This window comes from Mycobacteroides sp. LB1, assembly GCF_013449725.1.
In the GTDB taxonomy this organism is placed as follows: domain Bacteria; phylum Actinomycetota; class Actinomycetes; order Mycobacteriales; family Mycobacteriaceae; genus Mycobacterium.
On record NZ_JACCFF010000001.1, the window covers coordinates 1,685,395 to 1,703,369 of the forward strand.

A 17,975-nucleotide genomic window follows, 5' to 3' on the forward strand; every position below is an offset into this window, starting at 1 on the left:
ACAGGCGTGAGCCGAAGGTTCATCACATCGATTTCCGGCAGTTATCGTCAACGCCATCTTCGACACTACGCACGGAATCCCGCCGGTGCCATGAGTCCGCCTCACTGACGACGCGGACGCGCAGGCCGCCTTCGCGCGGGACTGAGTCGTCAGCGACCGTTACGTTTCCGACTGCCCCAGGGTCACCTGGACCGTCCGCGACGCTCCCGATGGGTCGTCGTAGACGAGCGTCATGTTGTCCCCTGGAGCCTTGGAGCGAACCGCGGCCACCAGAGCGTCGGGGCCGTCGATGACCTGATCGTCGACCTTGGTGATCACGGCACCCTTGGGCAGGCCGGCTGTTGCCGCCGCGCTGCCGCGGATAACTCCTGCCACGAGCGCGCCAGGTGTGTTCTGGTCGGAGCCGAGCTGCACGCCCAGCGAGGCCTGCCGCACAGTCCCGGTGGAAACCAGTTCGTCCGCGATGCGCTTCGCCTGATCTACCGGGATGGCGAAGCCCAGGCCAATCGAGCCGGCCTGGCCGCCGCCCTGCGAGTCCTGACCCCCGGACAGCGAAGCAATCGCCGAGTTCACACCGATGAGCGCACCGTTCATGTCGACGAGCGCGCCGCCGGAGTTGCCGGGGTTGATAGCCGCATCCGTTTGGATGGCACTCATCACCGAATGTTGGCCGCTCTGCTCATCACCGGTAGCGACCGGGCGACGGAGTGAGCTGATGATGCCGGTTGTCACCGTCCCCTGCAGACCCAGGGGCGAGCCGATGGCGACAACGTTCTGTCCGACCTTCAGGTCTTTCGACGAACCGATGGTGATCGGGGTGAGGTCGGAAACGCCCTGGGCACGGACCACCGCGATGTCATCGGCGGGATCGGCGCCGACCACGGTGAACGGCACCGTACGGCCGTCGGCGAGGGTCACCGTCGCCTTGACGCCGTTACTAGAGCGGACAGAAGGCCGGGTGCTGGGCCCATCGGAGCCATCCGGTTCCTGGCCGTCGTGCCCGTCCCGGTAACCGCCGGGCAGCTGTTCGCCGGGAAGGATGCCGGGCGGAAGGTTAGAGCGCGGCCCGCGGGGCGCGGGAGCCGAGGGCGCCAGATCGCCGCTACCCGACATGGCTGCGGCCACGACGTGATTGTTGGTCAGGATCAACCCGTCGGCGCTCAGGACTATGCCGGACCCCTCCTCGCCCTGCTGCCCACTTTGGACCTTGAGTTGCACCACACTGGGCAACACCTTGGCCGAGACCTCTTCGACCGAGTTGCCTGCAGGCGTGCCGCCCGGTTGTCCAACTATTGAACCCGTTGGCAGTGATGGCTTTCCGGGGACTCCTGGGCTCGATACCTGCGCTACGGGGGCGGGGTGCCCGGAGCGGCTCACCACGACGACGGCCGTGGTGGCGCTGGCGGCGATGGCCACCACAACGGCGCCGCAAGTCAACCCCATGGCGCGAAGACGTTTCCGGCGCAGGGGGTTCGGAGCCAGTTCGGCACGGTCCGGGAATGTCTCGCCATAGGCGTAGCGTGTCCGGGTATCAGGCGATGCACCGTGTATCTGCCGATAGCCGTGCTGCCCCAATGGGAATTCGTTTCCGTACGGCGGATGCCCAGGCTGGTAGTTCATGGATAGTTCCTTCTTCCTCAAGATGCAGTCAGGGCACTGTCCGCCTCTGGTACGCACTGTCAGAGTGCCTGCATCCACTGAGGTCAGGCTGAGAATTTCCTCTCTGCAACCCAAGACTTTTCGGGGAGGCCGAAACAGACAATTGGGCATCCGTCGTCACCGGATCCGCCCCGCGACTCGCATGCCCTCCGTCTCTACTAAAGCCCGGAGTCTGGCCATTCGTTGGCCATCCGCTACGCTCACACTTCAGCATCGCCGATGTAGTTCAATGGCAGAACATCAGCTTCCCAAGCTGAATACGCGGGTTCGATTCCCGTCATCGGCTCCAAACATGCGGGTAAACAAGCTTTTTGAGTTAGCTAGCTGACCGCACACCTCCGAATTTCCGTACTTTACCCGTACATTCGATCTTCAGTTCTGTGTGCCAGCCCAATTATCCAGTACCGCACGGGTATCCGGCCCCGACGTAGATCGCTGGACGTAATGCCGCTCGGTGGTCTCCCGCTGCGCATGCCCAAGAGACTGCTGTGCCGCGTCGATCCCCAGTTCCTCGGCCACCACGGTGTATTCCCGGAGCCGAGGGCGCCGCCCCCGATCTGGGGGGTCCGAGGAACGACGGGAGCGGCACCAGCGACGATCCTGGCAGATTGCTGGCCGATTCGCCTAATCCGCATGCGACACTCACGGCTGGGGGCAACTCAAACCGGTCTAGCAAACTTTTAGTTCCTAGACAATCGCCGTTATGGTGTGAGATAGTCCTACTGCGGCTACTTGAAGTCGCCTGTGGGGTTTTACGCGGAGGGGTTCATCTCGTGGTCATTAAGCATCGTTGGCAGGTGTCTACAGGTTTGCGCAGAGCGCTGGCAGTGACGGCCGTGGCGGTTGTAATCGTTGGTGGGGTCAAGGTGACCAGCGACTACACAACCCCGGGTAGCGGCTTCTCGATGATCGCCACGGGCGCGGCAGACCCAACGGGCCCCACAGGCGGGCCTGACCCAGGCGGAATGAATGGCGGTCAGTTCCAGCCTCCGGGGCTGCCCCCTAAACAGCCGGACTACCAGGGCGGTATCAATCAGCCGCCGTTGGACCAGAACAGCGGGATCTCCATCTACAACACGGGTGCCCAAGGGGCGCCTCAGCAAGCACCTGGCCAGCAAGGCGGGCAGCAACCGCAAGGGCAGCAACCTCAGCACGGGACCCAGATTCCCGACTACCAGACGGCGACTCCGTACACGGAAGGGCCGGGTAAAGCCAACCCCGATTACCAAGCACCGCAGCAGAATGCGCCTCAACAAGGCAACCAGCAGCCCCAGAGTCAGGCACCTACGCCGACGTTAACCCAGGCTCCCACGCAGACACAGCAGCCGACCCAGACTCAACAACCGAGTCAAACCCAGCGGACGAGTCAGCCCTCGGAATCGGCTCGGCCTTCTGATGACAAAAAGCAGGATTGCGCGCAGGCCACGACGAACACCAGCGCTGTCCGCAACGGGCGCATCGCCTACGACTACCAGGGCTCGGCCCTGGATGCGTTCGGATCTTCGATCGGTAAGTGGAACAAGATGGGGCGCTTTCTGTTTGAAAAGGCCAGTGGGGCACCCGATCTGGTGATCAAAGAGATTTCCGAACCCAATCACCCCGGCAGCCCGAGCAGCTACACCGCAGCGAAGGATGGGAAACCGGCCACGATCGTGGTGAATGTCGCCAAGGTGGCGCCGGCTGACATGGCAAAGGTGCTGCTGCATGAGCTGGGCCACGCCGTGGGCTTGCCCGACACAGGCTCGCCCGGAGCGTTGATGAGTGGTCAGGCTGACACCATTACTCCCACTGATGCCGCCAACTACGCCGAGCTGGGCTCCGATGGCGCTCGCTGTGGACAGAATGCCCCAGAGACACAGGACTTTCCGGGCGGTGGAGCGAATTGGCCTGAGTGGCGGTACTGCTCGGCACCGTCCCGGTGGAAGATATGCGACTCGGTTCAAAGCTTGGGAGATAAAGCGGAAGAGCAAGAACGGGCGTTGTTCCCAGACGATAAGGGAGAAGACGACAGGGCGGATGCTTTCAGGCACTGCGCCTGGGCGGGGTTGATAACCATCAAGCACGGTGCCGACAAGGCTCGAGAGTTCACCAACCGACATGAAGAGGGCAACGACCAAAACAGCCCCAGTGTCAAGATGGACCTGGCGAACAACGCCGCGGGCATCGCATACGGTGAGAACTCCACAGAGGCCGATGTGCTCGAAAACTGCCACACAGCAGCCATCTCCGGCGCGCTGACTGTCGTCATCAAATAGAAGGGGTCTCAAACGTGGTTAAGAAGATCATTACGGCGACCTTGCTGCTGATCGGGCTGCTCGTTGGTGTCTACCTGACCGGGTTGGGAATCGTGTTGCAGGGCTACGGAGAATCGATGCTCAGGTTCGACCATCACCCCACCACATCCTCATACCTATGGTGGGGAGTCAGTGCTCTCGGAATCGCCCTGGTAGCGGGGTGCGTCTGGGGCGCTATCCGATTCTTCCGCCGGCGGCCTGGCGGCGCCCACGTTCGGTGAAGTCGAATCCAAGACTGCCGGTCGCCCTAATAGCGGTTGGGTCTGTTCTGACGATAATTGGATCCATCGTGGGCCTTGTTTCGGGATCGAAGCTGCTCTTCGTGTGTCCGACAGGAGTGGTAGGCGCAGTATGCCTGGCCGTAGCGATATATCTGTATCGACAACTGAGCAGACCGTCAAACAATGACAAATAGGCCTGCCGCCACAACTGGGGCCGCGGAACCTGATGCCGAGGCATTCGGCGCCTTCCTTGCGGTTGTACGAGAGCTTGTTCATTAGGACCGTGCTGCGGAGAGTCCCTGGTTCAGAAACACCGCTGACAAACCATGCTATGGCGTCAACCCGCGGGTATTGCGGTACCGGCCGATCAGGCCCCTCCGGTTGCTCTCTTACGGAGGGGCTTTGTGTCGGGGGAACAGCCTCTTGCCACTATGGACGCAGTGCTAGACTGCCTGGCTAACAAGGTGATTGGTGTCACCAAGTCGGACGGGAGGCCGATATGTCGGGAGTTTTGCGGGTACCACCGGAGCAGATGCACCAGTCAGCCGCCAAGCTGCACGAGATCGCGCGGAACCTGAAGGACCAGCACGAGCAAGCCCACGGTGCCGTGTCGGATCTGCTTGCGGGGTTCGGGGAGAGCGAGTCACGCTCGGCACTCGCAGCGAGGCTCGAGCAGTGGGAAGAGGAAACCCGCTCTCACCACCAGCATCTGACGACCCACGCCGAGAAACACGTCCGCATCGCGAACAAGTTCGTCGCCGCCGACGAGCTCGACGCCAAAGCCACGGGCGAGAACGTAGGCAACCAGTGATCTCACTGGAGCTGATGTTGCGGGCTCCACAGATGTATCAAGAGGTAGCCGACGCTGCCCGACTCCGGGTGAAGGGAACAGCCAACGCAGCCGAAGAGGCCGATGCGGTAAGCAAGCTGTCCGAATGGGAAGGTGTTAGCGCAGAGGCCGCTACTACCTACACCAACCGAACGGTGTCGATATTCGAGCAGTCGAAAGCAGCCGATCTCGGTCTTGCTCAGATGGCCGAAGTCGCGCTACAAAGCGCCACTAAGAACGCCCAAGACATTCGGGCGATGCTCGATAAGGCCGATGCATATCCTGCGGTAGAAGTGAACCTCTCGACCAACGAGGTCAAGCCCGCAGACATGAGCAACATGCATAAGGAAGCCCTCGACCGGGCATGGCGTAAGTACCAAGATATTAAAGACGAAGTTAAGCGGATACTCGATAACGGACGAGCGACGGATAAGCAATTCGCATCTGGAATGCCAGAGGGCGGTTTCAAGAGTCCTGACGAGATCAAGGACTACCCGATACCCGATTCGCTGAAACCTCCTGTGCCTCCAGGCAAGTCAGAGAATTCCGGGCATTGGGTGTTGAGGCAGAATCACACGGGCGATCTGTCAGAGCCAACCAGCCCCATGGGATTTCAGCCATTCGAGCCGGGTAAGAGTGTCAACGGTTTCGATAAGCCTCCCACCGTGGGCACCGACTGGTTCACGTCCAACAAGCCCTGGATACAGGACTCATCGAAGCCGCCCACAGTCCTGGAAGAGTCCTACGATGTCCGGCTTGCCGGCCACGACTACACGGACATCAAGAAGGTTATTCCCCTGGACGGCCATTACGTCACGGCCCAATGGGTGGACAACGTGTACGACATGCGACACAACTACAAGCCGGTCGTCGATGGCTTTGAACCGCTGACTCAAACAGATTTCGGCGAATGGAAGCGCACCTCAATGACGGAGATAACCGACCTCTCTAAGAGGTTCCCCAACGAGACTTTCCGGTATCCGATCGCGCAACCATGGCGGTTCCCTGAGTACAACGGAATGCCTAGCGGTGGCGTCGTTGAACTCGCAAACGGAGCCGTAAAGAAGGTCTACTAGTGTCACGCAAAAATGTGCTTATAGCGGTTGCGGGGCTCATCACCGCAACCGCCCTGGTGTTGGGCGGGGTGTACTTACTGCGCCCAACAGAGGCCACGCCAGACTCAAGCTGCCAGACCGTTGGGGAACTGCTCAAGTACTCCGATGATGCGATGGTGCGCATTAAAAAGCACAACGACGAGGTAGCCGAGACACGGGACGCAGACCGGCAAGACGAAGCGATCCCGATGTACCAGAAATGGGCCACTGCCCTCAGGGACTACGCCGAGAAGGTCTCCGACCCGGAGGTGAAAACTATCGCGGTGCAGATGGCTGACGCTGCCGACGAGGTTACCGAGCGGGAGATCCAATTCCTGGGGAAGCCAGCACCAGGGCAGACCCGAGAACAGCACCTACAAGAGTCGACGGACAACATCGTCGCAGCTGGGCGCAAGGTCAAAGATGCCGAGGCCAAGTTGAAGACACACTGCCCGGTCGGGTCTTCCGATACCAAGCTGTAGTGCTCAGTGGCGCTCACCCTCGATCGGGTTGCCGTTTTCGTCGATCGGCCACGGCGGTCGTGGGACGGCGGGCATTTCCGGTGCGCCACCGTACAAGTAGGGATGCGGCATATCGGGGTTTTTCCACGTCGGGCGGACGTTGCGAGTCTTGTACACCACGAACAGCACCACACCGAAGACGAGTAACCCCAGCAGGGACAGCAGAGCGGACATATCCCCAAGGTTCTCTTACGGAGGGGCTTTTGTCATACCCACGGCCTACCGTCCGGGGTGTGGTCAAGCTCCACGTCGACAAGCTCTCCACCGGGCAGATGCGCTGCATCATGCGCCACAACTGGGGCCGCGGAGCTTGTCGCTGAAACCCTGAGCCGCGGCGAGGTGTACGTCATCAAATCCAGCCCACCGCCTTGGCAGTATCGGCGAGGATAGGAACCTCATGCACACCTACGACATACAAGTAACCAGAGACGGCAAGTGGTGGATGATCCACGTCCCCGAGATCGACCAACTGACTCAAGCCCGCAGCCAGGGCGAGGTCGAAGAGATGGCCCGTGGTCTCATTGCGGTGCACCAAGATGTCCCCATCGACGAAGTGGCGGTGCGGGCGACGAAGTGGCCGTTATAGGTTGGCCTGCTGTCTTAGACGCAGCGACCGTGCGCTCAAGCCCGTAGGACGCGGCTCAGGGTCGGGCTCGTCGGCTCGGTTGCGATGGCGCTCAATCAAGTCCGCTATGTCGTCTTCAGTCATACGCCAAGCACGTCCGACCTTATAACCGCGGATCTTGCCGGCCCTTAGGTGCCGCGCCAGCCACCCTTCGGGTTCCTTCAAGTCGGGCGGGAGGACCATCGCGGCGACCTCGGCTAGGGAGCAGGTCTTGAACGGCGGATCTGCGGGTTCCAGCTCGGTCATGGTGTACCGCCGGAATACCGGGGCAGAGCTCGCCGTTGCGCTTGAGTTCATCCAGCTTGTGGACGCTGATACCGAGGGCCTCAGCGGCTTCCTTGCGGTTGTAAGCAATCTTGCTCATCAGTGCTTTTTACCCGAACACATGAAAAGGCTGCTCACCGCAGTTGGTCGAGCGTAAGCGGAAGGGTGTCCGTGTTCATGGACACCCTTTTCATGGGATCTCATGAAAAGGGTGTCACCCAGGAGGTGTCGGTTGCGCTCAGGCGCCTTATGGGCCGAAGGGTGTCGGTGGCCGTCGACACCCTCCGAACTTCATCCGTTTGGATAAAGTTTCTCGGGGGTGTGTACGGCGATTCACACCCAAGTGACCCTTGGTGACACGGTGGTCAGAGACATCGGCAGAAGGGGGCACGATCATCGTGACGGCTGAGGGTCACGTGCGGGTCACAAGTCGAATGGATTTACGTGCGCTCGATGACACTGCCATAGACGCGTCTCCCCAGGTCGCAACTCTAGGGAAACCCGCTGATACTCACCGATATTCGCCCGTTCGACTTCCCAAACTGAATACGCGGGTTCGGTTCCCGTCATCGGCTCCACGACGAAACCGCAGCGGTGCATTACTTCGCTGGACACAATGGCTCCGTGTCACGCCCGATGTCACATGTAGTCAACAGCCGACGCCTCGAGCTTCAGCTCGTGATCTTGCGAATGCGTGTGGAGCCTCTTGGTCAGCGACCGCGTCTTTGTGCCCGATCCATGCGGCGATGACCCCGATGGATACACCTTGGAGATGGCCGTGCCGGCCAAGAAGATTCCGATCCTCGACATGACCAAGGCCTTGTCCGCGTACGGCGCACTCAATGTCACCGTGCCAGATCAGGTTTACCTCGGCAGCGACAGCCATCGGCATCCGCGCAACACTGCGGTTCAGTGTGGGATTCAGCAAGGCGCTGGCGTGAAGCTCAGCATCGCCTAATAGAAACAGGAGGCCTCTCGGCTCAAACCTTCCTCCTGAGTCGAGGACTTTCTGATGGTCAAGACCCCGGGGGCTACACCCCACAAAGCCAGGCCGCCATACGTAACGGCTTGGCGCTCGAGAAAATTACGGCTTTGGGAAAGTCCTGGACACGGGATGCCGAAAAAGGCAATAGCCACACGTCAACACTTCGCCGACCGCTGTTGCAACCGTCCGGCGGCTGATTTACTACGCAACATGCTCTTGCCGTTCCCTAGCACCTTCAACGTAGCGCCTGACACTCTGTACCACTACACCACAGCGTCTGGACTGGAGGGAATCCTCAGCAGTTCAACACTTTTCGCCACACATATCGGCTATCTGAATGACGCGCAAGAACTGAAGCATGGCGTAAAGCACATCGAGAAGCTGCTATGCGCGTCATCCGATCTAGTGGCCAGCATTGCGGCTCGGTATCCCGAGCACAGTATCCGAGTAGCGGACGGAATCAACCAGCTGCGAACAGAATTTACATCTGAGGACCATCAGTCTCTGATCAAGCACCCGTACGTCACATGTCTATCCGCAAAGGGAGATCGACTGAGTCAGTGGCGAGGTTACGGAGGCACCGGCGGCTACGCCATCCATTTCGATACCAAGCTGCTTCAAAAGACGGTGCGGCTCAGGGGGCTTGATGGCCCCCACGTGTATGGAGAGCAATACCTGCTGCAGCAGATCGCTTATCAGCCCGACGAAGCATCCGTCTATCTCTCGGGCATCCTCGACAGACTCGCCGACGCAATCAATGCGCAGCTTCACCAACCGGAAAATTCTTCGCGAGACGGAGCAACTTTCCCGTATGAATTCTCGTTGATCGAACTGCAAGGCGCGATTGCGGTCATGAAGGACCCAGCGTTCGAAGAGGAGCACGAGTTCCGGATTGTCGCTCATCCACCTGACAATCACTGGGACACGGACGGTTGTTTCCATGCAAGTTCCAGCATCGGGCTCATTCCTCGCCTGAGACTTTCGTTTGATCCTGGATGCGTCACGGCTGTAACGGTCGGGCCGGGCGAGCAGCAGGACCTTCGCGTTAGGTCACTTGAGCACTACTTCGACGTGCACTGGGACACGTACCCGAATGTTCAAGCTGAGCCGTCGACGATTCCGTTCAGGCCCCTGTAGCCACGTGCCGCCCACGCGCTCCTTCATCAGTCACTTCGGTGATTTCTGGTTGATGTTCGGGATGCGATTGAGCAGTTCTGAGACATACCCAAGGGTCTCGTTAAGACCTGGGGAGTACCCGCTCGGGTGAGCACACTCGTTGCGCTTCGACAGTAAGCCGTGTAGGCCCTTAGTCTCCGACTTGCTCAAAAGCTTGACGTCTCTTGCAGCGTCCAGCATTTGAGCTTCGGGAAGGTTTTCCCGTAACTCGTCAAGCGTGCCCCACTTGGACCAGCTCGGCCGGACGGTGTGTACGGCGACAAGATTGTCAGATGCAAGCTTGTCCTGTAGGAAATCAATGAATGCGGCCCACGCCATAACGATCGCAGCTCTGAACAAGGAAGCTTCCATCGCCCGGATTGACTCGTTTAAGAGCTCTGACTGCTTTAGGTTCAGGATGGTGATCTGCTTACGTGTCTCGGAAAGCGTGACGATACGGGACGGCGCAGCTTCTTGAGTAGCGAGCAGTGTGTGCGCTGCCCGCTCGAAGTTTGAAACTCGTCGTTGTAACCGCTCAAGCGCAGGTGTCACTCTGCGTCCGTGAGCAGGTGGGTTCGCATCGCCTTGAAGAAGGCCTCGTATGTCTTTTCGTCGGCGCCGTCAGGAAGAGTCAGCTGCACGTTGATGTTGACCGTTAGCCCATTCGCGGTGCTCGGAGTTCGAGTAAGGACAGTAGCGCCGTCAGGTGAAACCAGGGCAGCTGTCGCGGTGCTCACTTCCGACGCCGCAGATGTTGTCGCTGCGTTATCTGACGAGAAATCCGCTTCCGCTACGAGGGCCTTGAATGTCGACACCATCTTGTCGACAGTCTGTTTCCCCGCCGTAGTTTGCGAACTGAAGACGTGCGACAGATCAGCGTTAGGTCGGCTATGAGCGTCGGGGTAGACGGCATAGAGACCCTCGTATCCACTCTTTATCGCGCGCCCGAGGATCTCCTTGTAGTCGCGGCCCCGATACTCCTTCCATGCGGGCGCAGGCACCCCCGACGGGTCTGTGAAACCGATGTAACGGAGGACATTAAGCAGTGAAGGATCATTGCTGGAGGTAAATCCGAGCGTCTTAAGCCAAGCAACCGTGACCTTTGGAGGGACCCCGGTCTCTCGAATCTTCTTCAAGAGTGGCACCAGCTTGCCCGGCACTGTGGTGTAGCTCGGTTCACCATCGACCATGACGCCCCCTCGGCTGTGTCATCGAAGTCAACATGTTACGCAGTCTGGAGCGCAAAATTGATAGCAACAGACGGTGTCGAGGAAAAGGACAACTAGACAGCCCCGCACCCGAGATGGATGCCGGGCCAACACCGGGCGGTGTAGTCATGCTGATTTCGCGTCGTCCTCCGTAGATTCATTTGACGCCTCGCGCTCAGCCACCCACTTGTTGAACCGCGCTTGAGCGTCTGCGCGTACTTGGCCGTGAAGCTGTAGCTACCACAAGAGTCGGGAGCGTCGTAGTCCGATAACGCACGCGGGAACACACGCAACGTCTTGGAGTCGGTGCCGATCTTCTCGGCGACATCCTTTGTGGTCAGGGTAGCCGCTGGTGTAGTCCCGCTGTTCTCCTTCGGGTTGGGCCGAAGGAGAGTAAGAGATCTCGGGCGCAATCCCAAAGGTTGGAGCGTCGCCGCCAGCTGCGATGGGCGTGAGGTGTCACGAGGATGTCACAAGTCATTCCGCACGGCGCGCCAGATCGTACTGGACGGCAACTCGTGAAAGTACCTGCAACACAGTGCTTTTACGTACTGACACGCATCCCGTTGAAACGATCTCAACCGTCTTCCCAAGCTGAATACGCGGGTTCGATTCCCGTCATCGGCTCCACTACTTCCGGTACTTCCTCATGGTGGCTTCGTACTCCTCCGGATTTGTGTGTTTGACCCAGGCACGTACCGGCCAGAACAGCACCCACAGCACGCCATACCCCGCCCAGTAGATGGGCAGCATGATCATCAACGCAAAGAGCCAGCCCGGATAGATCAAGATCAGGCAGAACTGGGCGAATTGCTTGATCCCCACCGGCTGCCCCTCAGCCATGGAAATCAGGAACCTGGGCCGCATGGCCTCGAGAATCCATTTGCCGGCGGGCTTCGGCGCGGTGGCCGCGTCCTCGGTCTGCGCGGACGTCTGCTCGGAGGCTGTCGAAACAGGCTCGATACCCGCGGATCCGGTGGGCTCATAGGCAGTCATGTCATTGACGCTAAGTGCCCACGTTGGAGATCCATTGAATGCCTGCATACGGCGCCCAGACGGGATCCAACCGATTTCCAATCACCCCTTCTTATGGTGGCGTTCCCTGGACGCGCGCGGCGTCCGCCGGTCAGATGATCAGGAGAATCACCATGCGTACGGAGCGCCCCCCGGTAGCACTTGTATTCGCCGCACTGTGTCTGTCCGTCACGCTCGCCGCGTGTGGCGGCGGTTCCAAGGACAACTCGGCGACGTCGTCGTCATCGAAGAGCTCGTCCTCGTCCACTACTACCTCCGCGGTGGCCCAGCCGGACAAGAGCAAGTTGTCACCGCGCAATCTGCAGAGCAAGGCCGGTGCGGCGAACTACACCATCGCCGACTACATCAAGGATCAGCGCATCACCGAAACACTTATCCACCAAGGCGATCCGGGTGCACCGCAGGTCGATATCCAGTTCCCGGACGGCTGGGTCAGTGCCGGGCCTGACACACCGGACTATGCCTATGGCGCGATCGTGTACACGGGCCCGGAGGCACAGGGTGCCAACTACACGCCCAACATCATCGCGATCTTGTCCCGGCTCGAGGGCAATGTCGACCCCCAGCAGCTGCTGGCATTAGCTGGCGGTGAGATGAAGAATCTCCCCGAATTCGTGCCCGTCGGCGACGGATCCGCCGAGGTATCGGGATATCCCGCCTATCGCATCGCGGGTTCCTACAACTTGGACCAGATCAAGGCCGCCTCCGGCCAGGAGACCGTGCTGATAACAAGCAACGGCGCGCTGTACATCTTGCAGATGAACGCCACCAGCAACGAGGAACAGAGCGAGGCCCTGTTCACGGCCATGAGCGCCATCGATAAGTCGATCACCATCACCCCCTGACGATTACCGATCACGGGCGAAAGCTAAACGGCCAACCGCCGCGAGATGTGATCGTCCCAAGCATGCTCGCCGGTGGCCCGCGCAATCGAGTGCGCGCGGGAGAGGAGGTCACGTGCGTGCTGGATGCGGTTGTGCCGCTTCTCAATATCGGCCATCAGGCACAACCAGAACGGCATCATGACGGTGCTGCCGTCATAGGAGATGGCATCCAGCGCTTCGAAAGCCTCGGCCACCACATCCTCGCCCGTGGTCAGGGTGCGCGCCCACAGACTCACCAACCGGGCACATGCGGCCCACTGATGCGCCCCGGCGGCGGTCATCTCGTTGTAGACGACATCGGCCTCGCCCGCGATGCCATCGTGGATCCCGAGGATGGCATCCACCTCGACCAGAGTGAGTTTGGCGGCAAGCACATTGAACACATCGCCCCGCGACCGCGCGAGGTCGAGGCTCAGGTGGCAGTTTCGCCGCGCGGCCTCCCGGTCGCCACGGTTGGCCTCGGCGACCGCGACGAGGCAGTACGCCCGTGGATGCAGGAAGTGCATCGGGTCGGCGACAGTCACGGGCGCGGGGAACGTCGCGAACATGCTCTTGGCCGCGGACAGCGCATCCTCAAACTCGCCGCGCAGGCCGTGAATCATCACGCGCACAAAGTGACTCGCCTCGCCGATATCCGAATCACCGGTCGCCGCGTGCTCGTCATCGAGCCCCTTAGCCATAACCTGGGCCTCGTCCAAGCGTCCGCGTGCGCACAGCATCATGATCTGTAACACGAAGGCTCCGTAGAAGTTCCGACCACTGCTGGCACCCCCGAGCTCGAAGGCACGCTGCACGGCGTCCACGGCCGACTCACTGGAATGTCCCTCCCGGATACCGCGCGCCCCGGCGAGGTGCAGCCACAGCGTGGCTTGCCGCCCCAGTAGTTCCGGCTTGGGCGGCAAGCGTCGGCAGATCGCTATGGCGTGTTCACAGAGAACGGAGACGTCCTCGTACGCGGACCGATCCAGGGCGCGCTGCACCGCACTCTCGTGGATTTCCAACGCGGTGTGCGGGTTGATCTCAACCCCGGCGCGCCAGGCATGATCGGCCGTGGCGATGGCTTCCTCGTAGGCCATGGTGACGATGCCCGCAGACTGGCTCCGGGCAGTGGCGGCGTGTACGCCCATGCGATCTGTGCCCGGCATATGCGCCAGCACCGCATCCCGCACAAGGCCGTGGCTGAAGCGGAACACGCCGGGGTTACCCGGCATCTCGTCGAGCAGTCCGGTCTCGTAGGCGGGGCGCAGACGCCGCTGCACTACCGACACCGGCAGATCGACGATGTCGGACAGGGCCGCCACATCGAACACCGGGCCCACCACGGCTGCCGCCGAAAGCGTGTGGCGGCAGGCACCGTCGAGAACCGACAGCCGTCGGCCGACCGCGGCCGAGATGGCATCCGGCACCGTCACGCCGTCGGGCACCAAGGTGCTCTGGGAACGGGTCTTGGCATCGAGAACACGGACGAACTCCGTGATGTAAAGCGGATTTCCGCCGGTGTGCTCCCAGATCAGGTTCGCGTTCACCGTCGAGGGCACCGAGCCGGTGAGGCTTTCGACGAGGTCGACGGTTGCATCGAGGTCCACCCCGTCGAGATGGATGGTGGTGGTCGCACTGGTCCGCACAACCCGCTCGAAAGAATGCCGGTTCACCGGGCGGTCGCTGCCGAAGTAGGTCCAGTTTCCGATTACCTGGATGGGCAGCCTCGGCAGCTGCTCCTGCAACAGGATCAACGCGTTGCACGACGCCGGATCTGCCCGCTGCACATCGTCGAGGACCAGAAGAAGTGGTTGCGCAGAGGATAATTCGCTCATTGCCGTCACGAGACCTTCCACCAGCGGGAAGCCGGTGGCGGCGGCCCGCGCTTGTGGAGCCGGTGCGTCCGTGCCGTTCCACTCGGGCACGAGCGCGTCGACGACACCCGGCACCGCACGCACCACCGCCTCCCGGGCCGAAGGCCCGAGCGCACGGCCCAGCTGGCGGAGAATCTGGATCCAGGTCCATAGCACCGGCAGTCGTATCCCCATCGGATGAGTGGCCCATGCCGTGGCCAACCCGTCGACACGGGCCTGCTCCGAAACAGCCTGCGCCAGTGACGTCTTCCCGATACCGCTTTCCCCGGCGAGCAGAACCAGCCCTCCCGATCCGGCTCGCGCTCGGTCCACCGCGCCGGCAATGGCAGACAGCTCCGAGTCCCGCCCGACCAGTGTCTCCCGCTTTCCGGGGCGTCGACCGGTCGTCGTAATCATCCGGCGTCCGGCCAGATTCAGTTTGAGTTCGGGAGCGTCGCGGGATATCTGGCGGTAGAGGGTCTGCAGTCCCTCTCCCGGCCGCGTTCCGATCTCCTGTTCGAGGATGATCCGCGCCCGGTCGAACGCACGGATTGCCTCAGTGGTGCGTCCCGTCCGGTACAGCGCCAGCATGAGGTGCCCCCACAGCCGCTCGTGCAACGGCTCCTCCGCAAGGGCCTCCTCGATCTCGGGAATGCAGGCCCCGCCGTCTCCGACCTGCAACACCGCGTCGAACCGCGCCTCGATAGCGGTGGTGCGCAGCGCCACATATCGCTGGGTGTCGGCCTGCGCGAAATCGTGGTGAGTGAACTCGCCGAACGGATCTCCCCGCCACAGCGTCAGCGCCGTCCCAAGGGTTTCCGCTGCCGGCTGCGCCTCACCCCTGATCAGGGCGCCGCGTCCGTCGTTGACCAGCTGCTCGAACCTGTGCAGGTCCAGGGTGTCGCCGGCCAACAAGTTGAGTTGGTAACCGTGCTGCCGCGATTCAAAGCGGGGACCATCGAGCTCCGTGGCCGAGGTAAGCACCCGGCGTAGATTTGCAACGTAAGAGCGAAGGGAGGCAACGGATTTTGCGGGTGGATCGTCTGCCCAGATAGCGTCGACCAATCTGTCGATGCTCACGACGGTGCCGTGGTTAGCCAGGAGCGCAGCCAGCACGCATCGCTGTTTCGGCCCCCCGAGTGACGCGACACAACTGTCGACGTGGGCTTCGATCCCACCCGACAGGAGGTACTCGACCATCAACCCTGACTATCGGCGACTGTTCTCACGCGCTGAGACGATACTCCGAGGTCAGGCGGTTGGTGGGGCAAGTTGATCTTGAATTCACACAAGATCGCAGCCGTGGGTTACCTGTGTGACTCCTGTTAATGCCCGATCAGTGCATCAGACAGCTCTTGACGCCGTTGTAGACACCGTCGCGGTACGCGTCGATACGATCGGAACCCTGCCCCTGCCGTTCAACGTCTCCGGCGCCGCGGAAGAGGAGTAACGCCGATACCGCCTTGTCCAGGTCGCCCGGAGACAGGTGGTACATGCTCCCCGGACGGTCCTCCAACAGAATGCTGGCAGTCCATGCCCCGGCGAGGCAGTCCGCGCGCAGCGACACCTTCTTGTCCGAGGAGTCCTGCTTCATCCGAGCGAGCACGGCCAGCCCGTACTGCGTCGCGACGAGTGTAGCGACCGCGAAATCACCTCCCTGACTGTATATTTGGGGCATGAACCCGGTAGCGTCAAACCCGACGTAATCCTCCGGGACACAGTAGAACAGTACGTAGCCGGCTGTTGACCCACTGCCGCATGGAGGCGCCTGCGACGGATCGAATGCGCGCATCGGCTGCAGCGGAATCCACTGCTCCCCCGTCAGTTTCGGGTAGACCTGCGACCAATAGTCCTCGAGGTCTGCTGGCACGCCCACGATGATGTCCTCGTACGGAGCGTTCCCTCCGGCGGCCGCATCGGCGACGTTCCGGAACGGAACCTCCACCACCACAGGATCACCGTTGCGATAGCCCTTGCACGCCTGAGTCCCTTTATCGAATCCGGTGCGGAACGAATTCACTCGGTCAAATCCGCTCCCGTGCGCGCTCGGATCGGCTTTCTCGGTGCCGGGTTCATCGCGCAAAAACAGAAACCCGGCCAATGCCTTATCCAGTTCGCTCTCGGTGGGCTTGAAGGTATCGGCTTTCGCGTGCGCCGCCCAGGCCCCGGCGAAGCAGTCGGCCTGTATCTCCCTGGTCACCGTGGCACCTTCGAAGTCGGCGCGCGCCTGTACCGCGTGCCCCCATTCGTGCGCGAGAACCACAGGTATGACGAAATCCCCGAATCGCTTACGCAGATCGGGAAGCAATCCCTCGGCGTCCCATGCGACATCGTCGGCCTTGGGGCAGTAGAAGGCGTTTCCGGCGATATCCGCGGCCGTGGCCGCGCACGGGGGCAGGTCACCCGAGGACGGCGCAACGGCGAAGAAGCCACCCTTGACGGGTGTGTAGTCGCGACCGTAGAGCTTCGGGAACTCATCGCCCCAGAACTGCTGAAGATCCGAGATCGCCTGGAGCGCGATCTTATTCACCGGCGTCGACGCATCACCGTGGATCTGCACGGTCGGCGTCGGCGAGGTGGTTCCAGATACCTCCGCCACCGGTTTCGTGCATCCGGCGCTCGCCACCGCAACGGCCGAAACCACCGCGAGCGTCCTGTACATCACTCCAACCATTCGCATCTCATGCTCCCTGGGTGATCGAATGACTTTGTCGGACAACTATTTAGGCTGCTCGTCGACCTTGAAGTCGTAGAGAACGTCCCCGCCCTGGACATCGGTGACCGTCACGGTCACGCCATGGGCCTGCCCGTCGTCCTTGATCTCGCACCGCAGCGTCGCGCCCTTGGCGCCCTTCAGGTTGTCGGGGCATGTCACCGAGTCCGGCTTATGGAACTGCTGCGTGATCTGGTCGCTGATGCCCGAAGCGACCGCAGCCTTGTCGAGGGTCTCGACCATGTCGAAATTGACGCTGTCACCCTTGATCTGGGTGACCGTCACGTTGACGTTGTAGGGCTTGTCCTTGACCTTCATCTGGCAGTTGGTCTGCGCCCCCACTTCTGCTTTCAGCGCGTCGGGGCACGTCACCGTTTCGGGCTTGTTGCCGTCGGCGTCGGTCATCTTGGCCGTGATCTGGCCGACCACATCTGACTTCTTGACATCTCCCGAACCGATGGAGAAGGAACAACCAGGCAGACCGGCGAACAGCCCGGCTGCGATACCCGATACGAGCAGGGTGCGTGCGACTGAGGTGGTCATAACGGCCCTTCCTGTACTGAGCGATGGTTCTCCGGCCCGGATCACCATGGCGCGCAGCGACGCCCACGCCGCTGACACAAACCGATCTTGCGCAGCGCCGTTGGAAATTGATT

18 protein-coding genes and 1 tRNA gene are annotated in these 17,975 nt (G+C 61.2%); 10 read left to right on the plus strand and 9 right to left on the minus strand.

The genetic code is table 11. The annotated features are described in order from the left end of the window. Nucleotides 1–159: 159 nt before the first annotated feature. Nucleotides 160–1,437, minus strand: coding sequence for a trypsin-like peptidase domain-containing protein (locus tag MLB1_RS08205; protein WP_180749764.1), 1,278 nt, complete (start codon nucleotides 1,435–1,437; stop codon nucleotides 160–162). 437 nt (nucleotides 1,438–1,874) lie between these two features. On the opposite strand from MLB1_RS08205, the gene MLB1_RS08210 reads away from it, so the two are divergent. Further along, nucleotides 1,875–1,948 (plus strand) — tRNA-Gly (locus MLB1_RS08210). An 83-nt stretch (nucleotides 1,949–2,031) separates the two neighbouring features. On the opposite strand, the gene MLB1_RS08215 is transcribed toward MLB1_RS08210, so the two are convergent. Next, complete coding sequence (locus MLB1_RS08215) at nucleotides 2,032–2,181, minus strand: hypothetical protein (RefSeq protein ID WP_371750573.1); 150 nt, start codon at nucleotides 2,179–2,181, stop codon at nucleotides 2,032–2,034. A 251-nt stretch (nucleotides 2,182–2,432) separates the two neighbouring features. Between MLB1_RS08215 and MLB1_RS08220 the strand changes: the two genes are divergently transcribed. The 5 genes from MLB1_RS08220 to MLB1_RS08240 all read left to right on the plus strand — a co-directional run bounded on the left by MLB1_RS08220 (nucleotide 2,433) and on the right by MLB1_RS08240 (nucleotide 6,579). After that, nucleotides 2,433–3,914, plus strand: coding sequence for a hypothetical protein (locus MLB1_RS08220; protein ID WP_180749168.1), 1,482 nt, complete (start codon nucleotides 2,433–2,435; stop codon nucleotides 3,912–3,914). A gap of 14 nt (nucleotides 3,915–3,928) precedes the next feature. Continuing rightward, a complete protein-coding gene (locus MLB1_RS08225) occupies nucleotides 3,929–4,174 on the plus strand; it encodes a hypothetical protein (RefSeq protein WP_180749169.1) in 246 nt (81 codons plus the stop codon). 499 nt (nucleotides 4,175–4,673) lie between these two features. After that, nucleotides 4,674–4,985 carry a WXG100 family type VII secretion target gene (locus MLB1_RS08230; protein ID WP_180749170.1) on the plus strand — a complete coding sequence of 104 codons (312 nt, stop codon included), beginning with the start codon at nucleotides 4,674–4,676 and terminating at the stop codon, nucleotides 4,983–4,985. Beyond that, nucleotides 4,982–6,079, plus strand: a complete 1,098-nt coding sequence (locus MLB1_RS08235; protein WP_180749171.1) for a hypothetical protein — start codon at nucleotides 4,982–4,984, stop codon at nucleotides 6,077–6,079. Before MLB1_RS08230 ends, MLB1_RS08235 begins: the two co-directional genes overlap by 4 nt. A gap of 56 nt (nucleotides 6,080–6,135) precedes the next feature. Beyond that, nucleotides 6,136–6,579 (plus strand): hypothetical protein, encoded by a 444-nt coding sequence (locus MLB1_RS08240; RefSeq protein WP_180749765.1) that lies wholly within the window; start codon nucleotides 6,136–6,138, stop codon nucleotides 6,577–6,579. 3 nt (nucleotides 6,580–6,582) lie between these two features. Here MLB1_RS08240 and MLB1_RS08245 read toward each other — a convergent pair whose 3' ends face one another. Next, nucleotides 6,583–6,792, minus strand: a complete 210-nt coding sequence (locus MLB1_RS08245; protein WP_180749172.1) for a hypothetical protein — start codon at nucleotides 6,790–6,792, stop codon at nucleotides 6,583–6,585. Between the two features lie 223 nt (nucleotides 6,793–7,015). Between MLB1_RS08245 and MLB1_RS08250 the strand changes: the two genes are divergently transcribed. From MLB1_RS08250 to MLB1_RS08260, 3 genes are all read left to right on the plus strand, one after another. Next, nucleotides 7,016–7,204, plus strand: coding sequence for a hypothetical protein (locus MLB1_RS08250; RefSeq protein ID WP_180749173.1), 189 nt, complete (start codon nucleotides 7,016–7,018; stop codon nucleotides 7,202–7,204). 997 nt (nucleotides 7,205–8,201) lie between these two features. Further along, nucleotides 8,202–8,465, plus strand: a complete 264-nt coding sequence (locus tag MLB1_RS08255) for a hypothetical protein (protein ID WP_180749174.1) — start codon at nucleotides 8,202–8,204, stop codon at nucleotides 8,463–8,465. Nucleotides 8,466–8,621: 156 nt separating this feature from the next. Continuing rightward, nucleotides 8,622–9,629, plus strand: a complete 1,008-nt coding sequence (locus MLB1_RS08260; protein WP_180749175.1) for a DUF2971 domain-containing protein — start codon at nucleotides 8,622–8,624, stop codon at nucleotides 9,627–9,629. 30 nt (nucleotides 9,630–9,659) lie between these two features. Here the strand turns inward: MLB1_RS08260 and MLB1_RS08265 are convergent, their stop codons facing one another. The 3 genes from MLB1_RS08265 to MLB1_RS08275 all read right to left on the minus strand — a co-directional run bounded on the left by MLB1_RS08265 (nucleotide 9,660) and on the right by MLB1_RS08275 (nucleotide 11,851). Beyond that, nucleotides 9,660–10,199: a hypothetical protein gene (locus tag MLB1_RS08265; RefSeq protein ID WP_180749176.1), complete on the minus strand. Its 540-nt coding sequence runs from the start codon at nucleotides 10,197–10,199 to the stop codon at nucleotides 9,660–9,662. Beyond that, nucleotides 10,196–10,837, minus strand: coding sequence for a DUF5343 domain-containing protein (locus MLB1_RS08270; RefSeq protein WP_180749177.1), 642 nt, complete (start codon nucleotides 10,835–10,837; stop codon nucleotides 10,196–10,198). Before MLB1_RS08270 ends, MLB1_RS08265 begins: the two co-directional genes overlap by 4 nt. Before the next feature lie 648 nt (nucleotides 10,838–11,485). Further along, entirely contained in the window at nucleotides 11,486–11,851 is a 366-nt protein-coding gene (locus tag MLB1_RS08275) for a hypothetical protein (RefSeq protein WP_180749178.1), read from the minus strand. A gap of 152 nt (nucleotides 11,852–12,003) precedes the next feature. On the opposite strand from MLB1_RS08275, the gene MLB1_RS08280 reads away from it, so the two are divergent. After that, nucleotides 12,004–12,735 carry an LpqN/LpqT family lipoprotein gene (locus MLB1_RS08280; protein ID WP_180749179.1) on the plus strand — a complete coding sequence of 244 codons (732 nt, stop codon included), beginning with the start codon at nucleotides 12,004–12,006 and terminating at the stop codon, nucleotides 12,733–12,735. A 23-nt stretch (nucleotides 12,736–12,758) separates the two neighbouring features. On the opposite strand, the gene MLB1_RS08285 is transcribed toward MLB1_RS08280, so the two are convergent. The 3 genes from MLB1_RS08285 to MLB1_RS08295 form a co-directional block, all read right to left on the minus strand. Further along, nucleotides 12,759–15,806 (minus strand): BTAD domain-containing putative transcriptional regulator, encoded by a 3,048-nt coding sequence (locus MLB1_RS08285; RefSeq protein WP_180749180.1) that lies wholly within the window; start codon nucleotides 15,804–15,806, stop codon nucleotides 12,759–12,761. Nucleotides 15,807–15,942: 136 nt separating this feature from the next. After that, nucleotides 15,943–17,286: a neutral zinc metallopeptidase gene (locus MLB1_RS08290; RefSeq protein WP_255485620.1), complete on the minus strand. Its 1,344-nt coding sequence runs from the start codon at nucleotides 17,284–17,286 to the stop codon at nucleotides 15,943–15,945. A gap of 39 nt (nucleotides 17,287–17,325) precedes the next feature. Next, the gene (locus tag MLB1_RS08295) at nucleotides 17,326–17,862 is read right to left on the minus strand and encodes a DUF4333 domain-containing protein (RefSeq protein ID WP_180749181.1); all 537 of its coding nucleotides are present in this window, start codon (nucleotides 17,860–17,862) and stop codon (nucleotides 17,326–17,328) included. Nucleotides 17,863–17,975 lie beyond the last annotated feature (113 nt).

What these genes read in the sequence shown, in the direction of transcription:
- MLB1_RS08230 (WP_180749170.1), top strand. Translation starts at nt 4,674, where the DNA reads ATGTCGGGAGTTTTGCGGGTACCACCGGAGCAGATGCACCAGTCAGCC.
- MLB1_RS08245 (WP_180749172.1), bottom strand. Translation starts at nt 6,792, where the DNA reads ATGTCCGCTCTGCTGTCCCTGCTGGGGTTACTCGTCTTCGGTGTGGTG.
- MLB1_RS08250 (WP_180749173.1), top strand. Translation starts at nt 7,016, where the DNA reads ATGCACACCTACGACATACAAGTAACCAGAGACGGCAAGTGGTGGATG.
- MLB1_RS08260 (WP_180749175.1), top strand. Translation starts at nt 8,622, where the DNA reads ATGCCGAAAAAGGCAATAGCCACACGTCAACACTTCGCCGACCGCTGT.
- MLB1_RS08270 (WP_180749177.1), bottom strand. Translation starts at nt 10,837, where the DNA reads ATGGTCGATGGTGAACCGAGCTACACCACAGTGCCGGGCAAGCTGGTG.
- MLB1_RS08275 (WP_180749178.1), bottom strand. Translation starts at nt 11,851, where the DNA reads ATGACTGCCTATGAGCCCACCGGATCCGCGGGTATCGAGCCTGTTTCG.
- MLB1_RS08280 (WP_180749179.1), top strand. Translation starts at nt 12,004, where the DNA reads ATGCGTACGGAGCGCCCCCCGGTAGCACTTGTATTCGCCGCACTGTGT.
- MLB1_RS08285 (WP_180749180.1), bottom strand. Translation starts at nt 15,806, where the DNA reads ATGGTCGAGTACCTCCTGTCGGGTGGGATCGAAGCCCACGTCGACAGT.
- MLB1_RS08290 (WP_255485620.1), bottom strand. Translation starts at nt 17,286, where the DNA reads ATGCGAATGGTTGGAGTGATGTACAGGACGCTCGCGGTGGTTTCGGCC.
- MLB1_RS08295 (WP_180749181.1), bottom strand. Translation starts at nt 17,862, where the DNA reads ATGACCACCTCAGTCGCACGCACCCTGCTCGTATCGGGTATCGCAGCC.